Here is a 15,108-nt window from a genome sequence, read left to right on the forward strand (position 1 = left end):
CGGTCACGCCTTCTTCCCCGTTCCGGTCACGGCGCCGGAGAGGGCCGTCGCCATCCGCATTCCTTCCGACCAGGCCACCGGCCCGACCTCGGTCAACCGCAACGTCGGGCCGTCCACCGCCGACCAGGAGAGGTTGCCCAGGGTCGCCTCGGAGTCCCAGTAGTCCTCGTCGAACCGCATGGCAGCCTCGACCGTGCGGCCGGCCTCCCAGACCCGGCACCTGATTTGCGAGCCGGAGACGCGGAAGCCGAGCGTGGCGGCCCGGGCGGCGAGCCGGTTGGGGACCGTGGTGCCGCGGAAGTCGGTGATGGTCGTGTCGCGCTGCTTCAGCTCGTCGGGTCTGCCCCAGGTGCCCCGGTGCAGTTGCTCGATCCGCTGGGTGACGTCCAGTTCGTCGGCGAACTCGCGCAGGTCGGGCAGGTCGGGCAGGCGCACCGGGTGCGGCAGCGTGGCGGTCGCCGGCGAGAGCCGGACGGTGTCCCCGTCGAGGTTGACCACGCGGAGGTCGCCGGTGTCGGTGACGTCGCGCAGGAAGCCCGGCTCGGCCGGGTCGTCCCCGAGGACCACGAGGTCGCGCAGCGCGTCCTGCCAGGCCGGGTCCGGCCAGACGCGGGCCAGCAGCCCCGTCGGCACCGGCAGCGAGGACACCACCCAGGCGTCGACCCGGGCCAGGCATTCGGCGGCGTGCCGGTCCAGCCACTGGGCGAGCTGGCGCAGCCGGTCCACCTCGGGGTCGTCGCGCAGCGCCTTCGGCAGCGTCTTCAGGGGACGGCCACCGGCGCGCGGGCCGGTGGACCGGGCCGCCACCTTTCCGTCCACGAGGGAGATCTCGTACGAGTCTCCCACCGGTAGCCAGGCCATCAGGAACACCCTCCGCAGTGGCAGAACAGCCAGAATTCGTGAGGAATCGGCCGTGATCGACAACGAGGGCACGCTAACAGTAGTGACCGACACGACAGCGACCCATCGGCCGAGCAGCCGAGGCGCGGTCAGCGGGACGAGCGGACGCGATCCGCCGAAGCCGCAGGTCCGGCCGGTCCGAGCGCGCCCCGAACGGTCGGCTTGCGGCCCGACGGGAGGCGAAGTGATGATCTAGGTCACACCAGCCGACCGGCGGTTGGCGCCTGCGTCGACACGTCGGGGCAGACGCTGGCCGCCCATCGGCGGCGCGGGCGCGTGGTCGTGCCTGATCGGGAGCGCGACCGGTGGCCGCCGGCGGGTGCGGCCTGGCGGCGGCCAAGCCGGATCACGATGTCGGCGCGCCGCCGTGGTGGTCGAGCACCTTGCCGAGCAACGCGACCAGGGCCTGCCGTTCGGTGGCCGACAGCGGGGCGAGCAGCTCGTCCTGCACGTCGTCGAGCGCGCGGTCCAGCCGCCGCAGTTGCCGCGCGCCCGCCTCGGTGCTGGTGACGATGTTGCGTCGGCGGTCCGCCGGGTCGGCGCTGCGCGCGACGAAGCCCGCCCCCTCCAGCTCGGTCACGGCCGCGACGACGTCGCTACGGTCCATGCGGCAGCGCCGCCCCAGCTCCGCCTGACTCGCCGGACCGAACTCCCGCAACGCCGCGAGCACCCGATAGTGGTAGCCCCGCGCGCCCGCGGTGGCGAAACCCTGGGAGACGAGCCGCCGCGCGTGCACCGCGGTCTGAGTGATCAGCCAGCTCGCCTTCGTCGCGAGACGATCCGGTGTCGGTTCCACGGGTGACCATGCTAACAGGCCGTTGGTGTCGCCAACGATCTGCCATATCGTTGGCGGCGCCAACAATGGAGGATCGAGATGTCACCCGTGACCGACCGCGCCGAGATCGCCGAACTCGTCGCCCGGCTCGCCCACGCACTGGACGAGCGGCGCTTCGAGGACCTGCGGACCGTCTACGCCCCCGACGCCGAGACCAGCAGTCCACGCGGGGCCCTGCACGGCATCGACGACATCATCGACGTCCTACGGCGGACGAGCCCCGAGGAGGAGTCGACCCAGCACCTCAACACCGACGTGGTGGTGGATCTCGACGGCGACCACGCCGAGGTCAGCACCCATCAGCTCGTGTACTTCTTCCGTCGGGGCGAGGCGCCGCACCGGACCGCCGGTGTCCAGGCCCGCTACGCCGCCACGCGTACGCCGACCGGCTGGCGCTTCGCGCGGGCCCGGATCTCCCCGCTCTGGCAGCACGTCTCGTAGCCGCTGGGAACGGAGCCCCTCGCCGCCGGCGGCGAGGTGGCCGGCGGCCCGGCAGCCGTCGAATACTCGGCTGCGCACGACGCGGCTCGCCCCTAGGCTCCCGAGCTACGCGCCGGCAAGGCGTGCTGTCGACAGCGGCCACACCGCCGATCGGAGATGCGCAGGAGATGACGAGTCAACTGTTCGCGCTCAGCTTCGATGCGAACCAACCTCTGCGGCTCGCCCGGTTCTGGTCCGGGGTCCTGGGCTGGGACCTGGCCGACGACCCAGGCGACGGTGTCGCGCTGCTGCCCAGTGACGACACCGGGTTCCGGATCCGTTTCCTCCCGACCGGGAGGCCGAAGGTCGGCCCGAACCCGATGCACTTCGACCTGACGAGCACGTCCCTCGAGGACCAGCGGCAGACGGTGGCCAGGGCGCTGGACCTCGGCGCGGAGCACATCGACATCGGGCAACGCCCCGAAGAGGGTCACGTCGTGCTCGCCGATCCCGACGGCAACGAGTTCTGCGTCATCGCGCCGGGCAACAACTTCCTCGCCGACTGCGGATTCGTCGGGGCGCTGGCCTGCGACGGCTCGCAGGAGGTCGGCTACTTCTGGAGCGAGGCGCTGGGGTGGCCGCTGGTCTGGGACCAGGACCAGGAGACCGCGATCCGTTCACCGCTAGGCGGCCCGAAGATCACGTGGGGTGGTCCACCCCTGAATCCGAGGACAGGCAAGCAACGACTGCACTTCGACGTCGCTCCGCCTGCGGACGGCGACCAGCAGACGGAGGTCGACCGGCTGCTCTCCCTCGGGGCCACCCGGATCGACATCGGCCAGGGCGAGGTCAGCTGGGTGGTCATGGCCGACCCCGACGGCAACGAGTTCTGCGTGCTGACGCCCCGGTAGCCACCCGAGACGGCGAGCAGGAGCAGAGCGCCCGGCGGGATGGCGGCGCCGGTCGCCGGGTCGGCTGCACGGACGACCGGGGATCGGCATGGTCAGCGGCATTCGGCTGCCACGGTGCGCCGGGACGGCAGCGGTCGGCGGCCGTCCCGGCGGAACTACCGGTTCAGCAGGTGGTGTTGCGGGCCGGGACCCAGCCGTCCACGGACGGGTACTCAGCGCCGTGACCGTAGATCCAGGCGTCGTCGTCGACCGCCGAGACCTGACCGTGCCAGCGGAACCCGCGGCCGGCAGTCAGGGTGAGCAGCACGTGGCTGTGCGGCGCGGCGCGCAGCCAGGTGTTCTCCCGGAGGTTGCAGACGATGCCCCACGCGTCGCTCGCCGAGGCCGGCGCGGCCACCACAGCCGTACCGGAGAAGACGACGGTCATGACCGTCAGGATGTGCAGAAGGCGGCGTTTCACTCGCGTCCCTTCGACTGTGGATGATGCCGGCCCCCGATTGTGGTCGATGGGTACGCCCCCGATGCCACGGGGGGCAGCATCACGTCGGCGCACCGCCCGGCAGCCGCCACTCAGTGGAAGGAGTCGTAGAAGTCGTTCAGCACGTCGTGCACGTTGTCCCGGTCGAACTTCTCGATGCCCAGGATCAGGGCCAGCAGCTGCGCCGTGTCCTTGGGGATCTGGCACTTCGCCTCGGCGACGAGTTCGTCGAGCATCCAGTGCAGGAGTTGGGCGACGGGCGTCCGGGCGGCGAGGTCGGAGTTGATGGTGAACCGGATGGTGCCGTCCGAGTTGACGACCGTCGAGTGGTTCAGCATCTTCGGCTCGACCCGCACCACCAGCCGCCCCTCCGCCCGCATCAGCGCCAACATCGCCGCGTGCAGCGCCTCCAGGTACGCCCCGATCAACGGCGCGTACGCCCGGTCCTGCGGCAGGTCGGTGAGCACGAGAGCGACCGGCTTGGGCAGGTCGGTCCTGGTGAGGTCGAGGCGGGTGAAGTCGTAGGTGCGCACCCACGCGCGGGTGATGCGGGACGCGAGCACGGTGTGCAGCGCGTCCATCCGGGGCGCGGTGCGTCCCCGCATGGCGGCCACCTCCGCGTCGGTGGGGAACGGGCCGCCCTGGCCCAACGCCTCGCAGACGGTCTGCTCGAAGTTGGCGGCGTTCTGCAGGGCGATCTGGCCCTGCAGGTAGTAGGCGGCGTTGCGGTGGCGGTAGACGATGTCGACCGTCGGATGGTCCGCCAGGATGTGCGTGCCCTCGTGGGCGAGCGTGGCGGCGAGCTCCCACAGGTGCATCGTCCCGTCGAGCGCGGAGCGTCCCACGTTGATGATGGCGGTGTCACCCTGACCGCTGGCCAGTGCGCCCATCCCGTCGGGCAACGACAGGTTGCACACGAATCCCGACCGTCGACCGTCGGTGCGCTTGAGCACTGCCTGCAGTGCCGTGACCGTCTGCGCGAAACGCGCCTTGGCCACCGATGAGGTGGACCCGAACAGACGCGCGAACGCGGTGTTGACGGCGACGTGCGTGGGACTCGTGTCGTCGTTCATGACGTCGACGATCCTGGTCTTCAGTTCGTCCAGAGCGGCGATGAGATAGGGGTTGCCGACGGCGGAGGGCACGACCCCGTCGAGCGAGTCCTGCACCTCCTTGAACAGCGTGGCCGCCTGGTGCATCGTCGCGCCGCGTTCCGAGATCTGTTGCAGCCAGGTCCCGACGGCCAGGGCGGCGGCCTTGTCGAGCCGGGCGGTCAACTGGTCGCGGCGCAGCCCTGCCGGCAGTGCCCCGACGATGGGGCGCAGCCGCTGCAGTTCGCAGGCCATCAGCACCCGGTAGGTCTGGAACACCTCGCGCCGGCCGAGATCGAGTGCCTTCCTGGTCGCTTCGTCGGGAAACGGGAACATGTGGAGGGCTCCTTCGCTCTGCCGGCCCGGCCCGGTCGGCCGAACGCCCGCAGAGAGGTAGCACCCGAAAGGCCATGGCAGTCAGTAGCGCGTCGGTCATCGGACAGTGAGTGCACCCTCGCCCGCGCGCCGCATCCGAGCGCTGTGCGGCTTTCGCCGGCTTGACGGCAACTCCCGCCATCTGACATCACCCGCCGGCGCCGGATGTATCTACTTGCGTCGATCGGACTCCGTAAGGATGTCCACCCGCCCACGCCACCACCTCGGGGCGAACGGCGATCCCCCATCATCGGGAGGAAATGTGTCTACCAGACTCGCAGGAAGAGCGCGTCGTTCGACGCTCGCCCTGCTCACCGGCGCGGCACTGGCGACGCTGTTGTCCGTCACCGCGGCCGGCGCCGCACCACTGGCCGGCCCGGCGGACGGCCCCGCCACCGCCGCCGCGGTCGACGTGTACATGAAGGACACCACCGCCGACGTGGGCCTCGAACCGCACGCGCTGAACCCGCTCTGGCAGAGCCCGGACATCAAGGTCTGCCACACCGCCATCGAGTGCGCGACCAGCCAGAACCCGATCGTCGGCCAGCGGAACTACATCTTCATCAAGCTGCGCAACCCCGGCCCGTACGGCGACAGCGTCATGGAGGAGGGCACGATCTGGGTCTACCGGACCACGCCCGGCGGCGGGGCGGGCTGGCCGGGCGCGTGGACGCAGATCGGGGCGATGGCGGTGCCGGTCTACCCGGGCGTCACCACGGTCACCATCCCGTGGGACAACGTGCCCGGCCCGGGTCACTTCTGCCTGCTGGCCCGCTGGGTCTCCGCCAACGACCCGATGACCTTCGAGGGACCGGACATCGGCGTCAACACCCGCAACAACAACAACATCGCCTGGCGCAACGTGGACTCGGTGGCGGTGACCGCCGGCGGCCTGGCGCAGATCCGGCCGTTCGCCATCGGCAACACGCTGACCCGGCCGGCCCGCAGCAGCGTGGTCTTCAGCCAGACCGGGGCGCCGTTCCAGGCCGCCGGTGGCCGGCTCGTCGCCGACCTCGGACCGACCCTGTTCGAGCGCTGGGCCAAGGGCGGCAAGGCCGGCAAGGGTGTCCGCGAGGTGGGCCGCAACCAGGTCGAGATCGTCGACATCGGCCAGGCCAGCCTGGACAACCTGGAGCTCAACCCCGGTGAGCGGCTCGCCTTCTCGCTCAGCTTCACGGCGGCCGTGCCGACCCGGGAGCAGATCGCCGTCAACGTGACCCAGATCGGCCCGGACACCACCGGCGCCGCACGGGCCGACCTCGGCGGCGTGCGGTACGACATCACGGTGGCCCAGCGGGCCGGATAACGCCCCCGAGGGGCAGGGACGGAGGTCGCGGACGGGGCCCGCGACCTCCGTTCCACCCGTCCGGCCGGTGTCCCGGGCGGACCCGCCTCGCCCGGTCCCGCCCGGTGTCCGCTCAGCGCAGGGTGACCCACGCGGTCGCCACCGCGTACCCGGCGGTGCGGGCGCAGAACTGGACCGGACCGGCGGGCGGCATCCCCATCGAGAAGTAGCCGACCGCGTCCACCGGCACCTCCTCGTACGGGCCGACGGCGGTCCGGACGGCGACCCGCCCGCCCCGGGCCGGTGAGAGCTGCCCGACGATGCCGGTCGGGGTCAGCTCGATCTCGACCACCACCGCACCGGTGCGGAACGTCAGCGTGCGGGCCGAGCCGGCGGAGCGGGTGGGACCGGCCGGTTCCGGATCGCAGACCGAGTCGAAGGTCAGCTCGGCGAGGGCCAGCTCGGCGTCGACGGTCCGCCAGCTGAACGCGGCGAGGGCCGCGGCCAGGAACTCCTCCGGCACCGGGCCGGAGTCCCGCAGTGCGGCCCTCAACTCGGCCAGCAGGGCGTCGTCAGCGGCTGGCGGCCACGGCTCCATCCCGGTCACCTCCGCTCCCCTCGTCACCCGGGCGCGCCCTGAGGAAAGGGGCGAGTGCCGGACAGTTCCGCAGCTTGTGCAGGCACCGGGCCTGGCTCGGACCGACGCTACCCACCGGCATGTCCAACCGCGCGCCGATCTCGCGGTAGCTGACCGGCGGATCGGCCAGCAGCAGGGCCAGCAGGTCCCGGCAGCGCGGCGGCAACTGCGCGAACGCCTCCCGCAGCGCCTGCTGCCGCTCGGCGCGCAACAGGTCCTCGTCCGGGGTGGCCGGGTCCACCAGCAGATGGGCGCCGACGTGCCGGTCGACCGAGTCGTCGTACGGGTCGAACGGCTGGGTCCGCCGGCCGAGGCGAAGCAGCCGGTAACACTCGCGTCGGGTGGTGGTGACCAGCCAGGCGGGCAGGGCGTTCGACTCCCGCAGCCGTCCCAGGTGCTCCACCGCACGAAGCCAGACGGTCTGGTTCACGTCCGCCGCGTCGACCTGGTCGAGTCCGTGGGACCGGATCACCGAGAGCACCAGCGGGGTGTAGCGGCGCACCAACTCGCCCCACGCCCGCTCGTCACCGCAGGAGGCGGCGGCGACCAGCCCGACGGTGCTGCGCTCGCTCACCGGTACGACGCCCGGCGCGCCGGTGCCGACGACCTCACGCGACGAGTACGCCGTAGTCGGGATGCCAGCGGGGGCCGGCGACCAGGGCGGCCCGGGCCGCCTCCGCGCCGAGCCCGGCACTGGTCATCAGCGCGGCCAGCCGGCCGGCGACGTGGCCGGTGGCGAACGAGGTGCCGGTCCAGGCCGCGAAGCCGTCGAAGTATCGGATCGGCTGGCCCGGCAACTGCAGCCGACCCCTGACGTAGGTGCTGCTCCGGTCCCCCAGGGCACAGGCGTCCACCCACGACCCGTAGCTGCTGTACGGCGCCGGGACCGGTCCGGTGGCGCTGGCACTCACCGCGCCCACCGCCAGGACCCGGTCCAGGGCGGCCGGCCAGGCCCGCCGGCTGGTGCCGGCATTGCCCGCCGACGCCACCACCGCCCTGCCGGGCAGCCCGGCCAGGGCGTTGACCAGCGGCAGCGGAGGCTGATCGTCCTGGGTGAAGTAGCCCAACGAGAGGTTGACGACCGACACCTGCGGACCGAGCCGACCGAGGGCGGCGACCAGCATCTCCTCGTCGCCGACGCCGGTCGCGTTCAGCGCGGCCTCGGGATCGAGACGTACGCCCGGCGCGGCCTGCCGGACCACTCCGGCGACGAAGGTGCCGTGGCCGCCCTGGAGTGCGAGCACGTCAGCGCCGACGTAGAGGGCGTCCTCGTCGTCGGCCTCCGGAAGGTAGCTGCCGGCCAACCACTGCGGATGGCGGGAACCGGCCAGCCGCCAGATGCCGGTGTCGCAGATCCCCACCGTCACCCCCGCCCCCTCACCCGCGCGCGCCGGATCCGGTGCCGGGAGGGCAGCGGCGACCCGGGGCGGACCGCCCGGGTTGCCCATGATGTTGCCGAAGCCGAGCAGGGCGTGGTGCGGCTGGACCAGGGGCACCGGCTGCCCGGGCCACTGCTGCGGGTCGCGGAGCCTGGTCACCACCGACGGGATGTCGGTCTCGGTGGCGAAGAGGAGTCGGGCGACCCCGCCGAAGCCGACGCCCTCGGTGACCGGGTGGCCGTAGCTGCGCAGCCGACCCACGACCCGTTGCACGTCGGGGTGGGCCACCAGCAACTGCCGGGGCCGGTAAAGAAACTCCCGGCCCTTGACGGCGTGGCGGCGCAGGTCGGGATCGGCGGCCAGGGCCTCCAGGAAGACCCGCTGGTAGGTCTCGTCGGGCGACTCGGCGGCGGCGGCCGGGCCGGCCCGCCCGACGAGACCGAGCGGCACCGCCGCGGCGGCCAGGGCGGACCAGGCCATGACCTGCCGGCGGGACAGCCCGGCGGGCGGGCGCGACGCGAAGGAGTCGTCAGGCGGCACCGGTCCTCCAGGCGGTCGAAGATGCGTGGTCGGCGGCGCGCCGGGCAGCTACGGAAGCGCTCTCCGAGGCACCGGACGATTATTTCAGAGGATAGTCGAGTGTCAATTGATCGTCGGTCAGGCGACTGATACCCGATCCGCCTCGAGGCAATTGACCGGGGAGCGCGACTGCGGGATTCTTCTTGGCATGGCCGACAGCACCGTTCCCGGTGCCGTCCAGGCCCAGGCCGCGCTCGACGCCGTCCAGCGCTACCCCCACGAGGCGATCGCGATCGCCCGGCAGGTCCTCGCCGTCGGCCACCCCGACGCCGACGAGCGGTCCACCGCCGAACGCGCCATCGGGCTGGCCCTGCGGGAACTCAACGACCTGCCGGGCGCCCTGCGGCACCTGCGCCGGGCGGTGCGGGTCACCGACTCGCCCCGGGCACGGGCGCTGGCCCGGATGAGCCTCGGGTACGTCCTGGCCAACGCCGGGCGCACCGGCGCGGCGCTGCGCGCGGTGACCCTCGCACTGCCCCGACTGACCGGTGCCGACGCCGGCCGGGCCCGGATGCAGCGCGGCGTCGTGCTGCACTACCGGGGGCGGTTCGACGAGGCGGTCCGGGACTACGGCATCGCGGTGGAGATCGCCCAGCGCGAGGGCGACCTGCTGCTGGAGGCGCGGGCGCGCAACAACCGTGGACTGCTCAACGCCCACCGGGGCACCAGCCGGGACGCCGACGACGACCTGTTCCGCTCCGCGGCCATCTTCAGCCGGCTCGGGCTCGACCTGGCCGCCGCCGACGCCCGCTGGAACATCGGCATCGCCGCCGGCCAGCGCGGCGACGTCGCGGGCGCGCTGCGCAGCTTCGCCGCCGTCGGCGACGAGTACCGACGGTTGTCGGTGCCCCGGCCGGCGCTGCTGTTGGACCGCTTCGAACTGCTGCTCTCCGTGCCGCTGGTCGACGAGGCGGTCGAGGTCGCCACGTCCGCCGTGACGGAGCTGCGGCGGCGCGGCATGGCCTCTGATCTCGCCGAGGCGCTGCTGGCGCGGGCCCGGGCGGCGCTGCTCGCCGGTGACCTGGACACCGCCGCGACCGCCGCCGCCTCGGCCCGGGCCCGCTTCCGCCGCCAGGGACGGCGCATCTGGGCCGCCTTCGCCCGGCACGTCGAACTGCGCGCCGAGTTCGCCCGGGGCACCCGGTCGACGGCCCTGCTCACGGCCATGGTGCGCACCGCCGGGCAGCTCGACGCCACCGGCTGGCCCTCGCCGGCACTGACCACCCGGATCGAGGCCGCCCGGCTGGCCGAGGCGATGGGCCGGCCCGCCCGGGCGGCCGAGCTGCTGGCGGTGGCGGCCCGCGCGCACCGCCGGGGCACCGCGCCCCACCGGGCCCAGGGCTGGTACGCGCTCGCGCTGCGGCGCCGGCTCGACGGGGACCTGCGTGGGGCGGCCCGGGCCCTGCGCCGGGGGCTGGGGGTGCTCGACGGCCACCGGGCCTCCCTGGGTGCCACCGAGCTACGCGCGCACAGCGGGGCGTACGGGCACGAACTCGCCGCCGAGGGACTGGACATCGCCGTGCGCACCGGCACGCCCGCCCAGGTGCTGGCCTGGGCGGAACGCTGGCGGGCCAACGCCCTGCGGATGCGCGCGGTGCAGCCGCCGCAGGACCCCGAGCTGGCCGCTGCCCTGGCCGAGCTACGGATGGTCAGCACCGCCCTGGAGGACGCGCTGCTCGCCGGGCACCCCGGGTACGCGCTGCGGCGCAGCCAGGGTCGGCTCGAACAGCGCATCCGCGAACTGGCCCGGGGCGCGGACGGCGGGGCCCGGGGAACGGACGGCGGCGACCTGGTGGCACCGCCCACGGTTGGCGCCCTCGCCGCCGCGCTCGGTGACGCCGTGCTGCTGGAGCTGGTGGCGCACGGGCCACGGCTGCGGGCGGTACTGGTCCGCGACGGCCGGACCAGCCTGCACGACCTCGGCCCGCTCGACGAGGCGCTGGGCCGGGCCCGCCTGCACCGCTTCGGCCTGCGCCGGCTGGTCACCACCGGCGACTCGGCCAGTGCCCGGGCCGGGGTCGAGTTCGCCACCACCGCGCTGGACCAGCAGCTCTTCGACCCGGTACGCCGGCTGCTGCGCGACCGGCCACTGGTGATCGTCCCGATCGCCGCGCTGCACGCCGTACCCTGGTCGGGCCTGCCGACCTGCGCCGGCCGACCGGTGACGGTGGCGCCCTCGGCGACGGTCTGGCTGCGCGCCGTCGGGCGGATCGTCCCGGCCGGCCCGCCGGTGCTGGTGGCCGGGCCCCGGCTGCCCGCCGCCGAGACCGAGGTACGTCAGCTCGGCGCGGCCCTGCCCGGCTCCCGCCCCCTCACCGGCTGCGCCGCCACGGCCGACGCGGTCACCGACGCGCTGAACGGGGCCGGGCTGGCGCACATCGCCGCGCACGGCGCCTTCCGCGCCGACAACCCGCTCTTCTCCACCCTCGAACTGGCCGACGGGCCGTTGACCGCGTACGGGTTGGAGCGGCTGACCCGCCCACCGGGCTGCGTGGTGCTCTCCGCCTGCGACTCCGGCCTCTCCGGCGTCCGGCCGGGCGACGAGGTGATGGGCTTCACCGCCGTGCTGCTGGCCCTGGGCACCCGCAGCCTGATCGCCACCGTGCTGCCGGTCCCGGCCGACCTGACCACCGCGCTGATGCTGGACCTGCACCGGCGGATGCGTGCCGGTGCTCCGCCGGCGGTGGCGCTCGCCGAGGCCCAGCACGCGTTCGACACCGCCGGTGGTGGTGCCGCCCATGCCACCGCCGCCGCCTTCGTCTGCTTCGGCGCCGGCTGAGACAGGCCCGAGCCGGTGGGGAGCCGCCTGGTGTCGAGCGACCGGCAGGAGAACGGCGACGTGGGCGACGATCAGTAAGCTCGTCCACCTCGGATACGCCGCAGCACAGCCAGGACTATCGCCGCCCGCTCGCACTGGGCGAGTTCGGCGACCTGCCGTCACCAGGTCGACTCGGGTTCGTGGCGACGTAGGTCGCGATGATCGCGCCCGTGCTGGTCACCTGGCTGTCGGCCAGCCCCAGCGGACGGTGGGCGCCATCGTCGCCGAACAGGCGCTTGCCGCCGCCGCCCACCACCAGCGGGTCGATCATCACCCGGAGCTCGTCGACCAGGCCGAGGTCCAGCAGGGTCTGGAAGAGACCGGGACTGCCGATCAGATGCAGGTCCTTCCCCGTCTCGGCCTTCAGCGCGCGCACGGCCGCCTCGATGTCATCTGGCAGCAGTGTCGAGTTCGCCCAGCCGAGCGGCTCGTCGAGAGTCGTCGAGGCGACGTACTTCGGTAGCGCGTTCAGGGGCTCGGCGAGCACCTGCTGATCCTCCGGCGCGTTCGGCCAGTGGGCCGCGAAGATCTCGTACGTGCCCCGCCCCAACAGGTAGCCGCCCGCGCCGCGCACGTTCTCGATCACCCAGCCCATCGACAGTTCGTCGAAGTAACGGGCATGCCAGCCACCGTGTCGGAAGCCGCCGGTCACGTCCTCGTCGGGATAACTGGGTGCCTGCACCACCCCGTCCAGCGTCATCCACTCGTTCGCGATCACTTTCCGCATCCCGGCTCCTACCGATCGTTCGGTTCCGCCGCTCCACCCGCACGGCGGAACAGCCCTGTCACCCTCGAGGACGGAGCCGGGCGCCCGTCTTCGACATGACCCGCGAGCGCGAAGACGGACCCCTACTGCCGGCCGGTGAAGTCCTCCACGTGGTCGCGGGCCCACTGCGCGAACGTCAGTGCGGGCCGGCCCAGCAGGTGCCGGACGGTGTCGGTGACCGGCTCGGGTTGCGTGATCATCGCCGCGTGGCCGGCGATGATCGCGGCGGCTACGCCCGCCGGCATCGTGGGGAACAGCTCGGCGGCGGCCTGTGCGGAGTCCATCTCCTCGTAACGCAGTGTCCGGCCGAGCGCGGCACCGATCGCTGCGAGCTGCTCGACCTGCGTCAGTTGCTCGGGGCCGGTCAGGTGGTAGGCCGCGCGGTGGTGCCGATCGTCCGTCAGCAGCCGCGCCGCCACCGCCCCGAGGTCCGCCTCGTGCACCAGGGCCCGTCTGGCCTGGGGAACGAACCACCGCAGTACGTCCGACTGCTGGATCTGCGGCGCCCACGCCAGGGTGTTCGCGGCGAAGCCGCTGGAGCGCAGGAAGGCGTACTCGGCGGCCGATCCTGCGATCAGGCCCTCCAGATGGGCGTGGGAGCCCAGGATGGTCCCGTCCGGCCCGGCGGCGCCGTCGGGGTCGTCCGGCACGCCGTTGGCGGACAGATAGACGATGCGCCCGACCCGCTCGGCCAGCGTCGACACCAACCGACCGGCCGCCTGGTCGGCCGTGACCGACGGAAAGACGAGGAACAGCGCGTCCACACCGTCCAGCGCGGCGCTCAGGCCGTCGGCCGCGGTGAGATCACCGCCGACCACCTCCACCTGGGGCCCCAGGGCCTCCGCTGCCCTCGCGGGATCGCGGGACAACACGCGCACCCGCACGCCCTCGGCCCCGACGAGCCGGGCGACGACCTGCCCGCCCACTCGCCCGGTCCCCCCGGTCACCAGTACCGTCCGCTTCACGCTCATACCGACCACGCCCTGATCCGCTCGACCGAACCTGCCGTGTCGACCGTAGAAGTTGAAGTGGGCTTGAGGGCAAGCGCCGGCGAGGTGCCGGCCCACAATGGCCGGCTGGGACTCCGGCAGCCCCGACGACCATCCAGGGCGGACACCGCAGAGCCCGTGTGGGCGGGAGGTGCGTGCGGCGGCGGCCCGGCGCGGGTGGTTCTCCGCGCCGGGCCGCCGGACGGGTCAGCTCGCGGTGCAGGTGGGCGTGCCGGTCGGGCCGGTTCCGGTGCCCTGGAAGCCGAACTCGGTGGTGGCTCCGGCGGAGAGCCGGCCGTTGTAGTCGACGTTGCGGAACGTCACGGCGCCGCTGGTCCCGGTGGCGCGCGCGCTCCACGTGTTGGTGACCGTCGCGCCGCCCGGCAGGGTGAGGGCGACCGCCCAGCCGTTGATCGCCGCGGCGCCTGCGGTGACGCGTACCGTGGCGACGAAGCCCCCGTTCCACGAGTTCAGCGACACCGTCGCGGCGCAGTCGCCGGACGGTGGCGGGGTGGTGGGCGGCGGGGTGGTCGGCGGCGCGGTGGTGGGCGGCGGGGTGGTGCCGCTGTTGAGGGCGTCGAGGGTGGCGGTGTACGCCGGCTTCTTGTTGCCGCTGCCGTCGAAGAGCAGCGGGGTGCCGCTGGCCCGCCAGGAGTCCGTGTCCCGGATGCCCCACACGGTGATGCCGGTGCAGCGGGTCACGGCGAGGCAGGCGCGCACCACCCGGCCGTAATTGTCGGCCTGCGTCTGGCCCGAGCCCTCGATGTCCAACTCGGTGATCTGCACGTCCACGCCGAGGTTGGCGAAGCGCTGCAGGTTGGCCTGGTAGTCGGCGGGCACCGGGGAGGCGCTGTTGAAGTGCGACTGGAAGCCGACGCAGTCGATCGGCACGCCCCGGGCCTTGAAGTCCTGCACCATGGCGTACACCGCGTTGCTCTTGGCGTTCTGCCCGTCGGTGTTGTAGTCGTTGTAGCACAGCTTGGCGGTCGGGTCGGCGGCGCGCGCGGCGCGGAACGCCACCTCGATCCAGTCGTTGCCGGTGCGTTGCAGGTTCGAGTCGCGGCGGGCCCCGCTGCCGCCGTCGGCGAACGCCTCGTTCACCACGTCCCAGGAGTGGATCTTGCCACGGTAGTAGGTTGCCACCTGGGTGACGTGGTTGACCATCGCCTGGCGCAGCGCGCTGCCGTTGAGGTTCTGCGCCCACCCCGGCTGCTGGGAGTGCCAGGCAAGGGCATGGCCGCGCACCTGCATCCCGTTGGCGCGGGCGTGGTTGACGATCCGGTCGGCGTTGGCGAAGGTGAACTGGCCCTGGGACGGCTCGGTGGCGTCCCACTTCATCTCGTTCTCCGGGGTGACCGAGGTGAACTCCCGGTTGAGGATCCCGACGTACGTGGCGTCGGAGAGCTTGTGGGCGGCGACCGCGGCGCCGAAGTAGCGCCCCTTCTCGGCGGCGGACGCCCCCAGGGTCGTGCCGGCGCTGGCGCCGGACGCCACCGCGACCGTCGTGGCGGCGACGGCGAGACCGACCACGGCCGACGCCAGCGCGACGCGTGACCGCCGGCGGGTCACCGGGCGCCCGCTGGCACGGGCGAGCATGTTGTCCATGGCAGAGCCTTTCGATGAGCCGAATGGAGGAGAAGGTCGC

The 15,108-nt window shown here is 73.1% G+C and carries 14 protein-coding genes; 4 read left to right on the plus strand and 10 right to left on the minus strand.

All coding sequences use genetic code 11. From position 1 onward, the window contains the following. Nucleotides 1-3 precede the first annotated feature (3 nt). Together ACPXCB_RS23035 and ACPXCB_RS23040 are read right to left on the minus strand one after the other, a co-directional pair. Nucleotides 4-861, minus strand: coding sequence for a DUF4132 domain-containing protein (locus ACPXCB_RS23035; protein WP_425877615.1), 858 nt, complete (start codon nt 859-861; stop codon nt 4-6). A 385-nt stretch (nt 862-1,246) separates the two neighbouring features. Further along, nucleotides 1,247-1,696, minus strand: a complete 450-nt coding sequence (locus ACPXCB_RS23040) for a MarR family winged helix-turn-helix transcriptional regulator (RefSeq protein WP_425877616.1) — start codon at nt 1,694-1,696, stop codon at nt 1,247-1,249. 78 nt (nt 1,697-1,774) lie between these two features. Here ACPXCB_RS23040 and ACPXCB_RS23045 point away from each other — a divergent pair, with 78 nt between their 5' ends. Both ACPXCB_RS23045 and ACPXCB_RS23050 read left to right on the plus strand, forming a co-directional pair. Beyond that, nucleotides 1,775-2,176, plus strand: coding sequence for a nuclear transport factor 2 family protein (locus ACPXCB_RS23045; protein ID WP_425877617.1), 402 nt, complete (start codon nt 1,775-1,777; stop codon nt 2,174-2,176). Nucleotides 2,177-2,343: 167 nt separating this feature from the next. Continuing rightward, the gene (locus ACPXCB_RS23050; RefSeq protein WP_425877618.1) at nt 2,344-3,066 is read left to right on the plus strand and encodes a VOC family protein; all 723 of its coding nucleotides are present in this window, start codon (nt 2,344-2,346) and stop codon (nt 3,064-3,066) included. Nucleotides 3,067-3,229: 163 nt separating this feature from the next. Here the strand turns inward: ACPXCB_RS23050 and ACPXCB_RS23055 are convergent, their stop codons facing one another. Continuing rightward, the gene (locus tag ACPXCB_RS23055) at nt 3,230-3,493 is read right to left on the minus strand and encodes a hypothetical protein (protein ID WP_425877619.1); all 264 of its coding nucleotides are present in this window, start codon (nt 3,491-3,493) and stop codon (nt 3,230-3,232) included. Nucleotides 3,494-3,636: 143 nt separating this feature from the next. Continuing rightward, nucleotides 3,637-4,971, minus strand: a complete 1,335-nt coding sequence (locus ACPXCB_RS23060) for a hypothetical protein (RefSeq protein ID WP_425877620.1) — start codon at nt 4,969-4,971, stop codon at nt 3,637-3,639. A 301-nt stretch (nt 4,972-5,272) separates the two neighbouring features. Here ACPXCB_RS23060 and ACPXCB_RS23065 point away from each other — a divergent pair, with 301 nt between their 5' ends. Continuing rightward, entirely contained in the window at nt 5,273-6,316 is a 1,044-nt protein-coding gene (locus ACPXCB_RS23065; RefSeq protein WP_425877621.1) for a hypothetical protein, read from the plus strand. Between the two features lie 112 nt (nt 6,317-6,428). Here ACPXCB_RS23065 and ACPXCB_RS23070 read toward each other — a convergent pair whose 3' ends face one another. From ACPXCB_RS23070 to ACPXCB_RS23080, 3 genes are read right to left on the minus strand one after another with little or no spacing between them, the layout of a single operon-like run. Further along, nucleotides 6,429-6,893 carry a hypothetical protein gene (locus ACPXCB_RS23070; RefSeq protein ID WP_425877646.1) on the minus strand — a complete coding sequence of 155 codons (465 nt, stop codon included), beginning with the start codon at nt 6,891-6,893 and terminating at the stop codon, nt 6,429-6,431. Next, nucleotides 6,868-7,506: an RNA polymerase sigma factor gene (locus tag ACPXCB_RS23075; protein ID WP_425877622.1), complete on the minus strand. Its 639-nt coding sequence runs from the start codon at nt 7,504-7,506 to the stop codon at nt 6,868-6,870. Before ACPXCB_RS23075 ends, ACPXCB_RS23070 begins: the two co-directional genes overlap by 26 nt. A 34-nt stretch (nt 7,507-7,540) precedes the next feature. Further along, on the minus strand, nt 7,541-8,851 hold the full coding sequence (locus ACPXCB_RS23080; protein WP_425877623.1) for a S8 family peptidase: 1,311 nt from the start codon (nt 8,849-8,851) through the stop codon (nt 7,541-7,543). Between the two features lie 187 nt (nt 8,852-9,038). Here ACPXCB_RS23080 and ACPXCB_RS23085 point away from each other — a divergent pair, with 187 nt between their 5' ends. Next, a complete protein-coding gene (locus ACPXCB_RS23085) occupies nt 9,039-11,669 on the plus strand; it encodes a CHAT domain-containing protein (protein ID WP_425877624.1) in 2,631 nt (876 codons plus the stop codon). Between the two features lie 115 nt (nt 11,670-11,784). Here ACPXCB_RS23085 and ACPXCB_RS23090 read toward each other — a convergent pair whose 3' ends face one another. From ACPXCB_RS23090 to ACPXCB_RS23100, 3 genes are all read right to left on the minus strand, one after another. After that, entirely contained in the window at nt 11,785-12,435 is a 651-nt protein-coding gene (locus ACPXCB_RS23090) for a dihydrofolate reductase family protein (protein WP_425877625.1), read from the minus strand. Nucleotides 12,436-12,557: 122 nt separating this feature from the next. After that, nucleotides 12,558-13,445, minus strand: a complete 888-nt coding sequence (locus ACPXCB_RS23095) for an SDR family oxidoreductase (protein WP_425877626.1) — start codon at nt 13,443-13,445, stop codon at nt 12,558-12,560. Between the two features lie 225 nt (nt 13,446-13,670). Further along, nucleotides 13,671-15,068 (minus strand): endo-1,4-beta-xylanase, encoded by a 1,398-nt coding sequence (locus ACPXCB_RS23100; RefSeq protein WP_425877627.1) that lies wholly within the window; start codon nt 15,066-15,068, stop codon nt 13,671-13,673. Nucleotides 15,069-15,108 lie beyond the last annotated feature (40 nt).

The organism is Micromonospora sp. DT62 (assembly GCF_049847285.1).
Classification (GTDB): Bacteria; Actinomycetota; Actinomycetes; order Mycobacteriales; family Micromonosporaceae; genus Micromonospora; species Micromonospora reichwaldensis.

What these genes read in the sequence shown, in the direction of transcription:
- ACPXCB_RS23035 (WP_425877615.1), bottom strand. Translation starts at nt 861, where the DNA reads ATGGCCTGGCTACCGGTGGGAGACTCGTACGAGATCTCCCTCGTGGAC.
- ACPXCB_RS23045 (WP_425877617.1), top strand. Translation starts at nt 1,775, where the DNA reads ATGTCACCCGTGACCGACCGCGCCGAGATCGCCGAACTCGTCGCCCGG.
- ACPXCB_RS23050 (WP_425877618.1), top strand. Translation starts at nt 2,344, where the DNA reads ATGACGAGTCAACTGTTCGCGCTCAGCTTCGATGCGAACCAACCTCTG.
- ACPXCB_RS23055 (WP_425877619.1), bottom strand. Translation starts at nt 3,493, where the DNA reads ATGACCGTCGTCTTCTCCGGTACGGCTGTGGTGGCCGCGCCGGCCTCG.
- ACPXCB_RS23060 (WP_425877620.1), bottom strand. Translation starts at nt 4,971, where the DNA reads ATGTTCCCGTTTCCCGACGAAGCGACCAGGAAGGCACTCGATCTCGGC.
- ACPXCB_RS23070 (WP_425877646.1), bottom strand. Translation starts at nt 6,893, where the DNA reads ATGGAGCCGTGGCCGCCAGCCGCTGACGACGCCCTGCTGGCCGAGTTG.
- ACPXCB_RS23085 (WP_425877624.1), top strand. Translation starts at nt 9,039, where the DNA reads ATGGCCGACAGCACCGTTCCCGGTGCCGTCCAGGCCCAGGCCGCGCTC.
- ACPXCB_RS23090 (WP_425877625.1), bottom strand. Translation starts at nt 12,435, where the DNA reads ATGCGGAAAGTGATCGCGAACGAGTGGATGACGCTGGACGGGGTGGTG.
- ACPXCB_RS23095 (WP_425877626.1), bottom strand. Translation starts at nt 13,445, where the DNA reads ATGAGCGTGAAGCGGACGGTACTGGTGACCGGGGGGACCGGGCGAGTG.
- ACPXCB_RS23100 (WP_425877627.1), bottom strand. Translation starts at nt 15,068, where the DNA reads ATGGACAACATGCTCGCCCGTGCCAGCGGGCGCCCGGTGACCCGCCGG.